The organism is Streptomyces roseochromogenus subsp. oscitans DS 12.976 (assembly GCF_000497445.1).
Taxonomy (GTDB): Bacteria; Actinomycetota; Actinomycetes; order Streptomycetales; family Streptomycetaceae; genus Streptomyces; species Streptomyces oscitans.
The window spans coordinates 2,442,596-2,457,561 of the sequence record NZ_CM002285.1 but is presented as its reverse complement, the minus strand read 5'-3'; the positions used below and the strand labels follow the sequence as shown (position 1 = coordinate 2,457,561).

The window sequence follows — 14,966 nt, the reverse complement described above, 5'->3', positions numbered from 1 at the left end:
GGCGCCACCGAGCCCCACCTCGCCCGGATGCTGGGCACCTGCCAGGTCACCGCCGAACCCGCCGACACCGACCCGGACGCGTCCCGCGCCCTGGCCCGGGCGGCCGAAGAGGCGGTCCTCGACGCGCTGCGCACGGCGGACCGGTTCGCGGCCGAGGTGGGCTGCGCCGTCACCGTCACCGGCGGCGACGCCGTCGCCGGGACAGCCGTGCGCATGGCCCTGGACACCGTGTTCGGCCCCAAGCTGCCGGTGTGCGACCCCCTGGCGGCCACCGGACACTGCGGTGGCGCCGATGGGGCGGTGGCCGTGGTCGTGGCCGTCGAGGCACTCGCCCGAGGCGTCGTGCCCGCGGCTCCGGACCGGGGCGACGCGCCCGCCGCCCCGATCGGACCGCTGGCCCTGTGCCTGGGCGTCGACCGCGGCGGCAGCGCCACCGCCGTCCTCGTCGGCCCGCCCGCCCCGCACCCCGGGGAGGCCGCGTGAACGGGCCCGAGACGGCGACGAACGCCGGCTGGTGGTACCTGGACCGCCATCTGAGCGCGGGCAACGGCGACCGGGTCAGCCTGGTCACCAAGGAAGGGGAGCTGACCTACAGCAGGCTGCACGAACGGGTGTGCCGCACGGCCCGCGTCCTCGCAGAGGCCCGCATCGCGCCGGGCGACCGCGTGGTGACCGTGCTGCCGGACGGCGTCGACGCGGTGGCGTGCGTGCTGGCCGCGATGCGGCTCGGCGCCGTGCCCGTACCGGTCAGCCCGATGCTGCCGCTCGACGACCAGCGCGAAGTCGTGGCCGACTGCGGCCCTCGCGCCGTCGTCGTACAGGACGCCGAGGGCGAGCTGGCCCGGGAGCTGACCGAACACGCGCCGGACGTGCGCGTGTGGAGCGCGGGGCCGGGCGCCGGGCCGGTCACCTCTCTCGCGGAGGCCACCACCGGAGCGACCCCGCTGTGGACGGTGCGCGCCCGGGACGGGCGGGACCCCGCACTGATCCAGTACACCTCCGGCAGCACCGGGCGCCCCAAGGGCGTGGTGCACCTGCACCGGGGTCTGCTGGCCTTCCCCCGGACCTTCGGCCGGCACCTCGGGATCACCAGCGAGGACCGGGTGCTGTCCACGGCGAAGCTGCCGTTCGGCTACGGGTTCGGAAACTCGCTCCTGCTGCCCTTCTCGGTCGGCGCGAGTGCCGTGCTCTTCGCCGGCCGCTTCGAACCGCACGCCGTGGCAGGTCTGGTCGCCCGTACCCGGCCCACCCTGCTGTTCGCCGTGCCGACGCTGTACGCGGCCCTGCTGTCCATGCCCGACGCCGCCCGGCGGCTGGACCTGTCCTCCGTACGACTCGCCGTGTCGGCGGGGGAGCACCTCGGCCCCCAGCTCAGCACTCGGCTGACCGAGACCCTCGGCCTCACTGTCGTCAACGGTCTCGGCTCCACCGAGTGCCTGCACATCTTCCTGGCCACCGTGCCCGGGGTCTCTCCGGCAGGCAGCACCGGCATCCCGGTGCCCGGCTTCGAGGCCGAGGTCTGCGACGACGAGGGCCGCCCGCTGGAACAGGGCGGCATCGGTCATCTGCGGGTGCGCGGCCCCAGCGTCGCCGACCGCTACTGGAACCGCCCCGACCTGAGTGCCGAGACCTTCCGGGACGGCTGGGTGCACACCGGCGACACCATGACCCACGACCCCGAGCACGGCTGGGTCTACCTCGGCCGCTCCGACAACATCCTCAACGTCGGCGGGATGAAGATCCTCCCCTCCGAGGTGGAGGACGCGGTCCTCGCCGTCCCCGGCGTCGGCTCCTGCGCCGTGGTCGGCGTACCCGACCAGGACGACGTCGTCCGGATCGTGGCCCATGTGGTGCCCGAGGACGGCGTCGGCGAGGAACTGCGCGGACAGGTGCTGGCCGCGCTGCGCCGCACCCTGCCGCCCTTCAAACGCCCCCACACCGTCCGTCTGACCGACGCCCTGCCCACGACGTCCACCGGGAAGACGGCCCGATTCCTCATCCGTCGGCGCGAGATGGAAGGACAGACATGAGAGCCGGTCCCGAACGGGTCGTCCTGCAGGAGGGCCGGGGCTTCCACCTGGTCTGCCTGCCCTTCGCGGGCGGATCCGCCCGCTCCTTCGTCCGGCTGGCCCGGCACATCCCGCGCGACTGGCGGGTCACCGCCGTACAGCCGCCGACCGGATTCGCCCCCGGACCCGCCGGCCTCGACGCTCTGGCCTCCTTCTACCTCGGCCTGCTCGCCGCGGACCTGCGCGAACCGGCCCTGGTGCTCGGGCACAGCCTGGGTGCCGCGGTGGCCCACCGGATGGCCTGGCTGCGGGCCGCGCCGCCCTCCGAGAGCCTGCACCTGGTGCTCTCCGCACCGCCCCGGCCGCACCACTCCCCGGCCGGACTGCTGGAGCTGGACGACCGGGCGCTTTTCCGGGAGGCCACCCGACAGGGCATGCTGCCCGACCTGAACACGTCCGAGGACTTCGCGCTGCGGTTCCTCGTCCCCAACCTGCGCCAGGACCTGGCGCTGCTGGACCGACGGGGATGGGCGCCCGAACCGCTCGACACCCCGCTGCATCTGCTCGGCGGCACCGACGACGTGGCGTGCCCGCCCGCCGCCCTGGCCCGGCTCGGCGACGTCCTCACACCCCGGTCGACCCGGCTGGTCGAGGGCGGCCACATGTACGTCCTGGAGCGGCCCGCCGAGACGGCACAGGCACTGGTCGAGATCAGCCGTGAGGTCACGGCGCACCCCGCGCCGACCCTCGCCGCCGGCTGAACGGACAGGCGGCCGGAGCGTAGAAACGGACCGCTCGTGCGGACAAAACGGACCGTCTGCGGGGCGCGGCCGGGCCGCCGGGCGGGTGAACAGCCCGTCCGGGTGTGCAAGTTGAACAATTTTTCGGCCGACCGGTCCGTTTTGTACGCTGCGGCACGCGCCCCGAAACCGTCGGCGGTCCGGCCCGCCGCCCCCGGCCCGTCGGGCACCGCCCGTGCCCGCGCCGGCCCACCACCAGCCCGCTGCCCGGGCGCACCCGGCAGGGGGCGGAAGAACCACATCACGTCCTCGCGAGGAGAGCCGAGTGAGCAACGACAGGAACGACAACACAGACGCGGCACCGCTCGTGGTGTCACTGGACGACCCCCGGGCCCTGGACCGCGCCGAGGTCGGCGCGAAGGCCGCAGTACTGGCGCAGCTGCGGCGATCGGGCTTTCCCGTACCCGACGGATACGTCGTCACTGCCCGGGCCATGGTCCGTCATGTGCGTGAACTGGCGGAGGTGACGGCCGAGACGGTCGCCGGGAGCCCGCTCGACGCCGGTATCCGCGCCGCGGTCCAGGAGGTGGCACGCCGTCTCGACGGCCCCCTCGCGGTCCGCTCCTCCGGCATCGACGAGGACGGGGCGCATGCCTCGCACGCCGGGCAGTACACGACGATCCTCGACGTCGAGGGAGCGGAGGCTCTCGACGAGGCGGTCCGCGCGTGCTGGGCGTCCGGCTTCACCGAGGTGGTCCGCGGCTACCGCACCGCCGCCGGCGCCGAGGGCGACGCTCCGCTCGCCGTCCTGGTGCAGCGGCTGGTGCCCGCGGAGACCGCGGGGGTGGCCTTCACCGTCAACCCGGTCACCGGCGCCCGCGACGAGGTCCTCGTCAGCGCGGTCCGCGGCATCGGCGAACAGCTGGTGTCCGGTGAGGTGTCCCCGGACGACTGGGCCGTCCCCGCGGGCGGCACCGGCACCCCGGTGAACACCGCCGGCCGGCACGGCGCCCTGACCGCCGGACAGGCGCAGGAGATCGCCACGCTGGCCGAGCGGGTCGCCGAGGTCCTGGGCGGCCCGACCGACATCGAGTGGGCGCGCGCCGCCGGCCGTCTCCACCTCCTTCAGGGCCGGCCCATCACCGCGATCGCCGACCCCGAGCCGGAACCGGTGCCCGTGCCCGTCAACGCCCCGCGGGGCTTCTGGGCCAAGGACACCACGCACGCGCCGCTGCCGCTGCTGCCGATGACCCGGGAGCTGCTGGACTACAACAACACCGTCCTCGAAGGCGTCTGCGCCCAGTTCGGCCTCCTGCTCAAGGGACTGGCCTTCGCCACCATCGGCGGCTGGCGCTACATGGCCACCCTGCCGCTGAGTCCGGCCGACGCCCCCGCCCGCATCGCCACCTGCGTGGCCGCCGTCCGCGAGGACCTGGCAGGCCAGGTGATCGAGGAATGGCTGGAGGAGATCAGGCCGCGCTTCGCCGACCGCATCGACGCACTGCGCCGCGTCGATGTGACCGCCCTGTCCGACGAGGCGCTCGCCGAGCACCTCGCCCAGGTCCGCGCGCTGCACCGGGACGGCACCGAGGTGCACTTCCGGCTGCTGGGCGCGGTGTCCATCGCGCTGGGCCGGTTCGGCCTGTTCACGACGGGCACGCTGGGCTGGGAACAGGGCCGCGTCTTCGAGCTGCTGACCGGCCTGTCCACCGAGAGCACCGGCCCCGCGCTCGCCATGTCCGAGCTGGCCCGTACGGCCCGGCAGCGGCTGCAGGGGACCCCCGACCTGGCCGCCCTGCGCACCCTGCTGGAGACGGACCAGGAGTTCGCCGCCGCCTTCGAGACGTACCGTGGCGAGTACGGCTGCCGCGCTCTCCAGTACGAACTGGCCAACCCCGCCCTGGCGGAGCGGCCCGAACTGATCCTCTCCCTGCTGCGCGACCAGCTCGGCCAGGACGCCGCCCTCGACCACAGCGGCGGCGCGGTGGAGCAGGCCCGCCGGGAGGCGGTGGCCAAGGCACACGCCGAACTCGCCGGCGGCGCCGAGGCCGAGCGCTTCGGCGCACTGCTCGCCGGAGCGGAACGCGCCTACCCGGTCCGCGAGGACAACGAGTACTGGACCGTCAGCGCGCCCAACGCCCTGCTGCGCTGGGCCGCCCTGGAGGCGGCCGGCCGGCTCGCCGGGCGCGGTCTGCTGGACCGCGCCGACCATGCGTTCTTCCTGGAGGTCGAGGAACTCCGCCAGGCCCTGCTGGAGTCCCGGGACGTCCGCGAGACCGTCACGCGGCGGCGCGGCGAGCACCGGTGGGCGCTGCAGAACCCCGGCGCGGACAGCTTCGGCGAGCGGCCCGGCCCGCCGCCGTCGATGGACGCCCTGCCGGCCGAGGTCCGCGAGACGATGGGCGGCTTCGCCTGGACGATGCAGCACATGGGCGGCGTCTCACCCGCGCCCCGCCAGGGAGAGAGCGGCCGGCTGCGCGGGGTGCCCGGATCGGCCGGACGCTACACCGGTGTGGCCCGTGTGGTGCTCAGCGAGGGCGAGTTCGACAAGATCCGGGCCGGTGACGTCCTGGTCTGCCCGATCACCTCGCCGGTGTGGTCGGTGGTCTTCCCGAGCATCGGCGCCTTGGTGACCGACACGGGCGGCGCGCTGTCGCACGCGGCGATCATCGCCCGCGAGTACGGCATCCCGGCCGCGCTGGCCACCGGCAACGCCACCCAGATCCTTCGGGACGGCATGCTCGTCACCGTCGACGGCAGCAGCGGTGTCGTGGAGATCCACGAGCAGTAACCGCCGCTTACCGGCCGTGCCCTGCCCCTACATCCCCCGGGGGGCAGGGCACTTTCCTGTCCGGCTTCCCGCGGGGGCTCAGCCGCACCCCTGTGGCGAATCCGCCGCGGTCAGAGCAGCCGTGCGCGCAGTCGCGCCAGGGTCCCGTCGTCGATGCCGAGACCGTCGCGCACGAACGCGTCGAAGGAGCCGTACGACTGCTGCGCCTGGTCGAACGACGCCTGCAGATAGGAGGCGTCGACATCGAGGAGGGGCTCGACCAGACCCGGATCCTGCATACCGCCGGCGGCGAGCTGCTGCAGCACGCCCTGCTTCCAGGAAGCCAGTTCGGTGTTGGAGCGCAGGTAGTCCGCGAACACGTCGTCACGGGAGACGCCCAGCAGTGTCTGTACGATCGCGATCAGCCAGCCGGTGCGGTCCCGGCCGCCGGTGCAGTGCACCAGGACGGCGTCGTCGCCCCGGGCGTCGGCGATGTCGCGCAGCGCCTTGCCGAACTGCTCCCGCTTGCCGGGCACCGTCACGAACTCCCGCGCGGTCTGCAGCATCATCTCCTCGGCCCCGCCGTCGCCCAGCAGGGCCTGCTGCTCGTCCGCCGTCATCGACAGCAGCTGGCCGAAGGACTGGAGCCGGTCGGTGGACGACACCGGGTACAGAGCGGCCGACGCGCCGGCCGGGAGCCGGTCCGGGGCGGCGGTCCGCTCCGCGTCCGTGCGGAAGTCGACGACCTTCGTGACGTGCAGGTCCGACAGCGTCTGCACACCCGCGTCCGTGGCGTTCTGCAGTGCGCCCGAGCGGTACAGCACACCGGTGCGCATCCGAGGCCCGAAGGCGGTCGGATAGCCGCCCGCGTCACGGAAGTTGAGCACGCCCGCGACCGTGACGGCGGAGTCCTGGGCGCGCGCCACGGCGACCGGGGCGGTGGGCAGGCAGACGGCGCCGACCGGGCCGGCCAGCAGCGTGGCGGAGGCCAGGGCCGCGCAGAGCAGGACGCGACGCAGGGCGGGCGGACGACGGTGAGAGTTCATGGAAGTGACCTCAAAAATCGGAAGTGAGCGTTCCGGCGGACGGTTCGACTCACGTCCTGGCCGGAGCCCCACGCAGCGGACTCGGCGCCGGGGTCCCGAAAGAATACGAGGAAGATCGCTTTTGTCTGCCGGAGCGACTGAGCAAGTGTGAATTCCCGGCAGTTGCACGGTGTACGACAGGTGGCGAAGGGTTGCCGAAGCTGAACACCGTGGGCCCGCCGGGCCGTTCGGCCTATTCTTCAGCCGCGAAGTCCCGGCACCCCCGCGTTCCCTCCGGAGTCGATGCCCCGCCCGGACGGGACGTGTCAGGTCCGGGGGCCGGGACTGCAGCCTGACGAGGTACCGGCCGCGCACCGTGCGGCCGGTACCTCGGCGTCCTTTGCGCGGCCGCCCGGCGGACCTGCCCGCCCAGCCGCCCGGCGAGACGTTCCCGGGCACAGCGCATTCCGGCCGGCCCCTGTGTGGCCCGCCCGTACCCGCCCCCGGCAAGCCTGTTGGAAGGAAGAAACCCGTGGGATCCCAGCAAACGCAGACAGCACCCGACGAAGACTCCGGCACCCGGCGGATCGTGCTGGCCGAGCCGAGAGGCTTCTGCGCCGGGGTACGACGGGCCGTCGGCATCGTGGAGCGGGCCCTGGACCTGTACGGACCGCCCGTCTACGTACGCAAGGAGATTGTGCACAACCACCACGTGGTCGCCGAACTCACCGAACGCGGCGCCCGGTTCGTCGACAGCGAGAGCGAGGTGCCGGAGGGCGCGGTCTGCGTCTTCTCCGCCCACGGCGTCTCCCCGGCCGTACGCCGCGCCGCGGCCGAGCGCCGACTCGACGTCATCGACGCGACCTGCCCGCTGGTGGCCAAGGTGCACCAGGAGGCCGTGCGCTACGCCCGCGACGGCCGCACCATCCTGCTCGTCGGCCACGCCGACCACGAGGAGGTCGAGGGCACCCGCGGCGAGGCACCCGAACGCACCCTGGTCGTCGGGACCGAAGAGGACGTCGAACGGCTCGACCTGCCCGACGACGCCCCCGTGGCCTACCTGACCCAGACGACCCTGTCGCTGGACGAGACCGCACGCGTCGTCGACGCGCTGCGCCGCAGGTTCACCGACCTCGTGGGCCCGCACGGCGACGACATCTGCTACGCCAGCCAGAACCGCCAGAACGCGGTGAAGGCCCTCGCCCGCCGCAGCGACCTCGTCCTCGTCGTGGGCTCCGTCAACTCCAGCAACTCCGTGCGGATGGTGGAGGTCGCCCGGGAACACGGCGCTCGCGCCCACCTGGTGCCCGACGTCACCTTCCTGGACGAGAGCTGGCTGGAGTCTGTCACCACCGTCGGCATCAGTTCCGGCGCCAGCGCCCCCGAGATCCTGGTCCGCGGGCTCGCCGAGCGGCTCACCGAACTGGGCTACACCGGCGTCGAGACTGACCGGGGCGCCAGCGAGGACGTGGTCTTCGCCCTGCCCGCACGGCTGGCGACCACCGCCGGCGACCGCGTCCCCAGCACGCCCCTGGCCGAGGAGAAGCCATGACGACAACCACGTGTTCCGCGCCCGCCGCCCGCGCTCTCAAAGAGGCGCGCGCCACGATCCTGGACGGCGTCGAACGCGCCGTCGCCGCCCTGCTCGCCGAGGAGCGCGCCCGCTGGGCCGACGACGCCCCGCAGGCGCTGGTCCTCCTCGACGCGATCGGCGACCTCGTGGCGGCCGGCGGCAAGCGGTTGCGGCCCGCGTTCTGCGCCTCCGGTTTCCTGCTCGCGGGCGGCAGCCCCGACGACCCCGCCGCGGCTCGCCTCGGCGCGGCCCTGGAGCTGCTGCACGTGTCCGCGCTCATCCACGACGACGTCCTCGACGAGTCCGACCGGCGCCGCGGCCTGCCCACCCTCCATGTCGCCCGCGCCGCTGAGCACCGCCGGGCGGGCTGGCGGGGAAGCTCCGAACGGTACGGTGAGAACGCGGCGATCCTCGCCGGCGACCTCGCCCTGACCTACGCGGACCAGCTCCTTGCCGGATTCTCCCGGCCCGTCCTCGACGAATGGTCCCGGCTGAAGTCCGAGATGCTGGTCGGACAGTTCCTGGACGTCTCGGTCGCGGCCGCCTACGACCCCGACCCGGAGACGTCCCGCCGGATCGCCGTCTGCAAGTCCGGGCACTACTCCATCCACCGGCCGCTGACCATCGGCGCCCTGCTCGCAGGCCGCCCGGACCTCGCCGCATCGTTCGAGGCGTACGGACGGGCTCTGGGCGAGGCCTTCCAGCTGCGCGACGACCTCATCGACGCGTTCGGCGACGGCGAGATCACCGGCAAACCGGCCGGACTGGACTTCGCCCAGCACAAGATGACCCTGCTGCTCGCCCTCGCCGTCCGGCGCGACGCGCGGGTCCGGGCCCTGGTGCTGCCCGCGGACGGCGGGATCCACGCGGCCGACGCCGACGAACTGCGCCGCCTGCTGACCGACAGTGGCGTCCGGGCCGAGGTCGAGGAACGGATCGACCACCTCGTCACCACCGCCGTCGACGTGCTGCACCAGGCACCCATCGACGAGGACTGGCGAGGCGAACTCACCGAGATGGCACACCGGGTCGCCTACCGGGACCACTGACACACCCACGCGCCGTGGACCCGCGCGGTACGCGACGACACGACGAAGGAGGCGTCTTGCCACAGCTTGACGAGATCACCGGGCCGGCGGACCTGCGCGCGCTGTCCGGGGCCGAGGTGACCGAACTGGCCGCGATGATCCGCCGGTTCCTGGTGGAGAAGGTCACCAGGACCGGCGGTCACCTGGGCCCCAACCTCGGGGTGGTGGAACTCACCATCGCCCTGCACCGGGTCTTCGACTCACCGCGCGACCGCATCCTGTGGGACACCGGTCACCAGACCTACGTGCACAAGATCCTGACCGGCCGGGCCGCCGGATTCGACACGCTCCGCCGCCGCGGCGGCCTGTCCGGATACCCCTGCCGCGCCGAGTCCGCCCACGACGTCATCGAGAACAGCCACGCCTCTACCGCGCTCTCCTACGCGGACGGCTTGGCGAAGGCGTACGAGATCCAGGGGAGCACCGACCGCAGCGTCGTCGCCGTCATCGGCGACGGGGCCCTCACCGGCGGCATGGCCTGGGAAGCGCTGAACAACATCGCCGCCGCGAAGCACCGCCCCCTGGTCGTCGTCGTCAACGACAACGGACGCTCCTACGCCCCCACCGTCGGCGGCCTCGCCGACCATCTGGCAGCCTTGCGCACCGGCCCCCGCGCCGATGCCGGCCACCTCGGCCCGCGGGGTCTCTTCGAGGAACTGGGCCTGGCCTATCTCGGCCCGGTCGACGGCCATGACATCGAGGCCCTGGAGTCGGCCCTGACCCGCGCCAAGCGGCTCGGCCGGCCGGTGGTGGTGCACTGCCTCACCGAGAAGGGCCGCGGCCACCGGCCTGCCGAACAGGACGAGGCAGACCGTTTCCACGCCGTGCGTGCCCAGCCGGCCGCAGCGGCTCCGGCCCGCCGCGAACGGCCCTCCTGGACCGACGTGTTCGGTGCCGAGCTGGCCGAACTGGGCGCCGAGCGGCCGGACCTGGTGGCGATCACCGCCGCCATGCTCGCCCCGACCGGGCTGAGCCGGTTCGCCGAGCGCCATCCGGAGCGCACCTTCGACGTGGGCATCGCCGAACAGCACGCGGTGACCTCGGCAGCCGGGCTCGCCCTCGGTGGACTGCACCCCGTCGTCGCCCTCTACGCCACCTTCCTCAACCGGGCCTTCGACCAGGTCCTGATGGACGTCGCCCTGCACCGGGCGCCCGTGACCTTCGTCCTCGACCGGGCAGGCGCCACCGGCGACGACGGGCCGTCGCACAACGGCATGTGGGACCTGTCGCTGCTGCAGCTCGTCCCCGGCCTCCGCGTGGCCGCCCCACGCGACGGAGCCACCCTGCGACGGGCGCTGCGCGAGGCCGTCGCCGTCGACGACGCCCCCACCGTCGTACGGTTCCCCAAGGGCAGCGTCGGCGAGGACATCCCCGCCCTCGACTCCTGCGGCGGTGTCGACATCCTGCGCCGGGCCGAGCACCCGGACGTCCTGCTGGTCGCCGTCGGCACCATGGCCACCACCTGCCTGGAGACCGCCGACCTGCTCGCGGGACACGGCTTCGGCGTCACCGTCGTCGACCCGCGCTGGGTCAAGCCGGTGCCGTCGGGCCTGCTGGAACTAGGCCGCGAACACCGGATGGTCGCGACCGTGGAGGACAACGGGCGGGTCGGCGGTGTGGGCGCCGCCGTCGCCCAGGCCCTCTGCGACCACGGCGCCACCGCCGCGGTACGCACCTTCGGCATCGCCCAGGACTTCCCCGACCACGGCGCCCGCGGGGACGTGCTCGCCGGCAGCGGCCTGACGAGCCGGCACATCGCCCGCACGCTCGCCGAGGAACTGGCCGCCCTCGACGCCGTACCGCGGCAGGGCCGGCCCGCACCCGCCGCCGGCCACCCGGCTCACTGACCCGCCGTCCCGCCCGTTGACCAGAAGAAGGAATCATGACGGTCTCCCTCGGCATGCCCCAGACACCCCGGACACTGCCGGAACCCCTCGCCCCACGCCGCCCGACCCGCCAACTCCGGGTCGGCAAGGTCGGCGTGGGCAGCGGCTCACCGGTCTCCGTGCAGTCCATGACGACGACCCCGACGGCCGACGTGAACGCGACCCTCCAGCAGATCGCCCAGCTGACCGCGGCCGGCTGCGACATCGTGCGGGTGGCGTGCCCGTCCCAGGACGACGCCGACGCCCTGCCGCAGATCGCCCGCAAGGCGCAGATCCCCGTCGTCGCCGACATTCACTTCCAGCCCCGCTACGTGTTCGCCGCCATCGAGGCGGGCTGCGCCGCGGTCCGGGTCAACCCCGGCAACATCAAGAAGTTCGACGACCGGATCAAGGACATCGCCCGCGCCGCCAAGGAGCACGGCACCCCCATCCGCATCGGCGTCAACGCCGGTTCCCTCGACCGGCGCCTGCTCGCCAAGCACGGCAGGGCGACACCCGAAGCGCTGGTCGAGTCCGCGCTGTGGGAGGCGAGCCTGTTCGCCGAGCACGAATTCCACGACCTGAAGATCTCCGTCAAGCACAACGACCCGCTGGTCATGGTGCGTGCGTATGAGCTGCTCGCCGAGCGGTGCGACTACCCCCTGCACCTCGGCGTCACCGAGGCCGGCCCGGCCTTCCAGGGCATCGTGAAGTCCGCGGTGGCCTTCGGGGCGTTGCTCCGGCAGGGCATCGGGGACACCATCCGGGTGTCCCTGTCGGCGCCGCCCGCCGAGGAGGTCAAGGCCGGCACCCAGATCCTGCAAGCGCTCGGGCTGCGGCCCCGCAAGCTCGACATCGTCTCCTGCCCCTCCTGCGGCCGCGCCCAGGTCGACGTCTACAAGCTGGCCGCCGAGGTCAGCGCCGGCCTGGAGGGCCTTCAGGCACCGCTGCGCGTCGCCGTCATGGGCTGCGTGGTCAACGGACCGGGGGAGGCCCGGGAGGCCGACCTGGGGGTGGCCTCCGGCAACGGCAAGGGCCAGATCTTCGTCCGCGGCGAGGTCGTCAAGACCGTCCCCGAGTCGAAAATCGTGGAAACCCTCATCGAGGAGGCACTGCGCCTCGCCGAGACCACCACCGAGGCCGGGGAACCGGAGGTGGTCACGGTCGGGACATGAACCACGCCTGACAAGCCGAAGACCCGCCCGACACAGGCGCGGACCAGGGCCCGCCGGGAGGAATCCCGACGGGCCCTTCGGCGTACGGGTTGCACGACACTCGGCCCCGCCGGGCACATGCCGGCGGGGCCGAGTGTCGTGCGGGCGGGTCCGGTCACGGACGGGCGGCGCCGGTCTGCCGGAGCGTCGCGGCGGTCAGCGACGACACCGCGTTGTCCACGATCCGCCGCCCCGCCGCGCCTCGGGCGCTCATGATGGACTCCGGATGGAACTGCACGGCCGCCCATGGCCGTTCACGGTGCTCCACGGCCATCGTCACCCCGTCCTCCGTGGCAGCGGTCACCCGCAGCTCCGCGGGCACCGAGTCGACCGGGGCGTACAGCGAGTGATAGCGGCCCACCTCGAACTGTTCGGGAAGCCCGGCCAGCAGCCGGGACCCGGGGTCGGTGACCCGTACGGCCGACGGCTTGCCGTGCACCGGTCGCCCCAGCACGTCCAGGGTGCCGCCGCAGTACTCGATCATTCCCTGCAGGCCCAGGCACACTCCGAACACCGCGACACCCAGCCGCTCGGCCTCGGCCAGCGTGCGGGCCATGCCGAAGTCCTCGGGACGCCCGGGGCCGGGGGAGAGCACCAGCAGATCCGGTCGCTGTTCGCGCAGCACGGGCAGATGGCTGCCGCTGCGGAAGGTGGTGACCTCCGCGGCGGTCTGCCGCAGATGGTCGGCGAGGCAGTGCGCGAAGGAGTCGCGGTGGTCCACCATCAGCACGCGCACCCCCGCGCCCACACCGCGCGCCCGGACCCGCGTCACGGGCGCGGGCCGTACGGCGGGTTCGTCCAGGACCTCCAGCAGGGCCCGCGCCTTCAGCTCGGTCTCCGCCTCCTCCGCTTCCGGCGAGGAGTCGTGGAGCAGCGTCGCACCCGCCCGCACCGCGGCGACCCCGTCCAGGATGTGCACCGTCCGCAGGGTCAGCACCGTGTCGAGGGTGCCGTCGAAGCCCAGCCGCCCGACCGCGCCGCCGTACCAGCGGCGCGGCGAACGCTCCGCGTGTTCGATGAAGTCCACCGCCGCGAGCTTCGGCGCGCCGGTGACGGTGACCGCCCACAGATGCGCGAGGAAGCCGTCCAGGGCGTCCCTGTCGCGCCGCAGCACACCGCGGACGCGGTCCACGGTGTGGATGAGCGCCGAGTACATCTCGATGCGCCGGCGGTCCACCACCTCGACGGACCCCGGCTCGCAGACCCGGGCCTTGTCGTTGCGGTCCACGTCGGTGCACATGGTCAGCTCCGACTCCTCCTTCACCGAGCCGAGCAGTTCGCGGATGCGCCGCGCATCCTCCAGCGCGTCCTGCCCGCGTGCGATGGTGCCGCTGATCGGGGACGACTCGATCACCGAGCGATTGCCCTCGGCGCCCGGTTCGTGCCGCACCCGCACGAACATCTCCGGGGAGGCGCCCACCAGGTACTCCCGCTCCCCGAGGTTCATCAGCAGGCTGTGCGGCGCGGGGTTGCGCAGCCGCAGCCGGCGGAAGACGTCGGACGGCGGGGTGGGGCAGGGCCGGCGGAAGACCTGGCTCGGCACCACCTCGAACAGGTCGCCCGACCGGAACAGCGGCATGGCTTTGGCGACCACCTGCGCGTACTCGCCGGGAGCGTGGTCGCGCGCCGCCAGGGGCGCACCCGGGACGAACGGCTGCACGGGCGAGGTGCGCGGCAGCCCCCCGGTGTCCGCGCCTGCGAACGTGAAGTCGTAGCGGTGACGCACCGCCAGGTCCTGCCGCAGGTCCAACTCCCATATTTCGTCGGGCAGATGCAGGACCAGGTCGCGGTCCCCCGTGCGCCGTTCCTGGTGCCGCTCGACCGGGTCCACCTGGAAGATCAGGTCGTATCCGAAGGCGCCGTACAGGCCCAGCAGCGAGTCCTCGGACGCCGACAGGCCGCGCAGTACGGCGCGGACTGCGCCGAACACCCCCGCGTTGCGGGTGCGGTCCTCCTCGGCGAAGACGCCGCTCGTGGGACGGGCCCGGCCACGCAGCGTGTCGTTCGTGCCCGGCTCCAGGAGCAGGTGTCCGGCGAGCACCGTCCGCAGCGCGGGGATCAGCACCCGGCCCCGGTCGTTGAGCGCCCGGACCGTCAACTCGGTCGACTCGACCGACAGTTCGAGTGGCGGGTCGACATAGCCGAGCACCCGGTCATGGCCGCGGAACAGCAGCATTCCGCGTCGCTCGTCGAGTGCCGTCTCCAGCCTGGCGCGCACGGCCTGGGCGCTGCCGGCATGGCAGGCCGTCAGTCTCACCTCCACCCCGGAAGCGGTGGACCACCGAAGATCGACGGGGGCCGCCGTGGGCACGCCCGTGATGTCGAGAGAAGACATGCGAACTCACCTTCGCTGCAAGGATCTACCTGGTCGTCGGATCGGCCGGACCACGGCTCGGCGAGGGTGCGAAGGGCGGGGCACACGGCCCGCCTGTGACGTCGGGAAAACCTGAGGAGGTTTCTGCGCGCGCGAGCATCGGACAACGGCCCGGAATCCTGAAGTGATTCATGATCGGGTGACAATCCGCCGTTTTCAAGTGCGTGGCGAGGCACACGGAGCAGCGATTTCCGCAGTTGCACAGCCGGGTTGGCGGAATGGGCGCGGCGGACAATATCTTCCCTGTTCATGTCTGTCCGTTACTTCGGAAGGTGGGGGAAGTGAGCGCTCGATCCGCTCCGCAGGAG

The 14,966-nt window shown here is 73.1% G+C and carries 9 protein-coding genes and 1 pseudogene; 8 read left to right on the top strand and 2 right to left on the bottom strand.

The features are described from left to right. The 4 genes and pseudogenes from M878_RS47550 to M878_RS60515 all read left to right on the top strand — a co-directional run. A pseudogene (locus tag M878_RS47550) lies at positions 1–483 on the top strand (hypothetical protein); the annotation flags it as partial. Further along, on the top strand, positions 480–2,030 hold the full coding sequence (locus M878_RS60525) for a benzoate-CoA ligase family protein (RefSeq protein ID WP_023546241.1): 1,551 nt from the start codon (positions 480–482) through the stop codon (positions 2,028–2,030). The pseudogene M878_RS47550 and the gene M878_RS60525, both read left to right, overlap by 4 nt. After that, positions 2,027–2,770, top strand: a complete 744-nt coding sequence (locus tag M878_RS60520) for a thioesterase II family protein (RefSeq protein WP_023546240.1) — start codon at positions 2,027–2,029, stop codon at positions 2,768–2,770. Before M878_RS60525 ends, M878_RS60520 begins: the two co-directional genes overlap by 4 nt. A gap of 304 nt (positions 2,771–3,074) precedes the next feature. After that, a complete protein-coding gene (locus M878_RS60515) occupies positions 3,075–5,540 on the top strand; it encodes a PEP/pyruvate-binding domain-containing protein (protein WP_023546239.1) in 2,466 nt (821 codons plus the stop codon). Between the two features lie 110 nt (positions 5,541–5,650). Here M878_RS60515 and M878_RS97440 read toward each other — a convergent pair whose 3' ends face one another. Continuing rightward, positions 5,651–6,565 (bottom strand): tyrosine-protein phosphatase, encoded by a 915-nt coding sequence (locus tag M878_RS97440; protein ID WP_023546238.1) that lies wholly within the window; start codon positions 6,563–6,565, stop codon positions 5,651–5,653. A 511-nt stretch (positions 6,566–7,076) separates the two neighbouring features. Here M878_RS97440 and M878_RS60505 point away from each other — a divergent pair. The 4 genes from M878_RS60505 to ispG are packed head-to-tail and all read left to right on the top strand — an operon-like array spanning position 7,077 to position 12,245. Further along, entirely contained in the window at positions 7,077–8,096 is a 1,020-nt protein-coding gene (locus M878_RS60505) for a 4-hydroxy-3-methylbut-2-enyl diphosphate reductase (RefSeq protein WP_023546237.1), read from the top strand. Continuing rightward, positions 8,093–9,166, top strand: coding sequence for a polyprenyl synthetase family protein (locus M878_RS60500; RefSeq protein WP_023546236.1), 1,074 nt, complete (start codon positions 8,093–8,095; stop codon positions 9,164–9,166). The genes M878_RS60505 and M878_RS60500 overlap by 4 nt, the downstream gene beginning before the upstream one ends. A gap of 56 nt (positions 9,167–9,222) precedes the next feature. Then, positions 9,223–11,052, top strand: coding sequence for a 1-deoxy-D-xylulose-5-phosphate synthase (locus M878_RS60495; RefSeq protein ID WP_023546235.1), 1,830 nt, complete (start codon positions 9,223–9,225; stop codon positions 11,050–11,052). Between the two features lie 35 nt (positions 11,053–11,087). Beyond that, complete coding sequence (ispG, locus tag M878_RS60490) at positions 11,088–12,245, top strand: flavodoxin-dependent (E)-4-hydroxy-3-methylbut-2-enyl-diphosphate synthase (protein ID WP_023546234.1); 1,158 nt, start codon at positions 11,088–11,090, stop codon at positions 12,243–12,245. 154 nt (positions 12,246–12,399) lie between these two features. On the opposite strand, the gene M878_RS60485 is transcribed toward ispG, so the two are convergent. Continuing rightward, complete coding sequence (locus M878_RS60485; protein ID WP_023546233.1) at positions 12,400–14,619, bottom strand: anthranilate synthase component I; 2,220 nt, start codon at positions 14,617–14,619, stop codon at positions 12,400–12,402. Positions 14,620–14,966 lie beyond the last annotated feature (347 nt).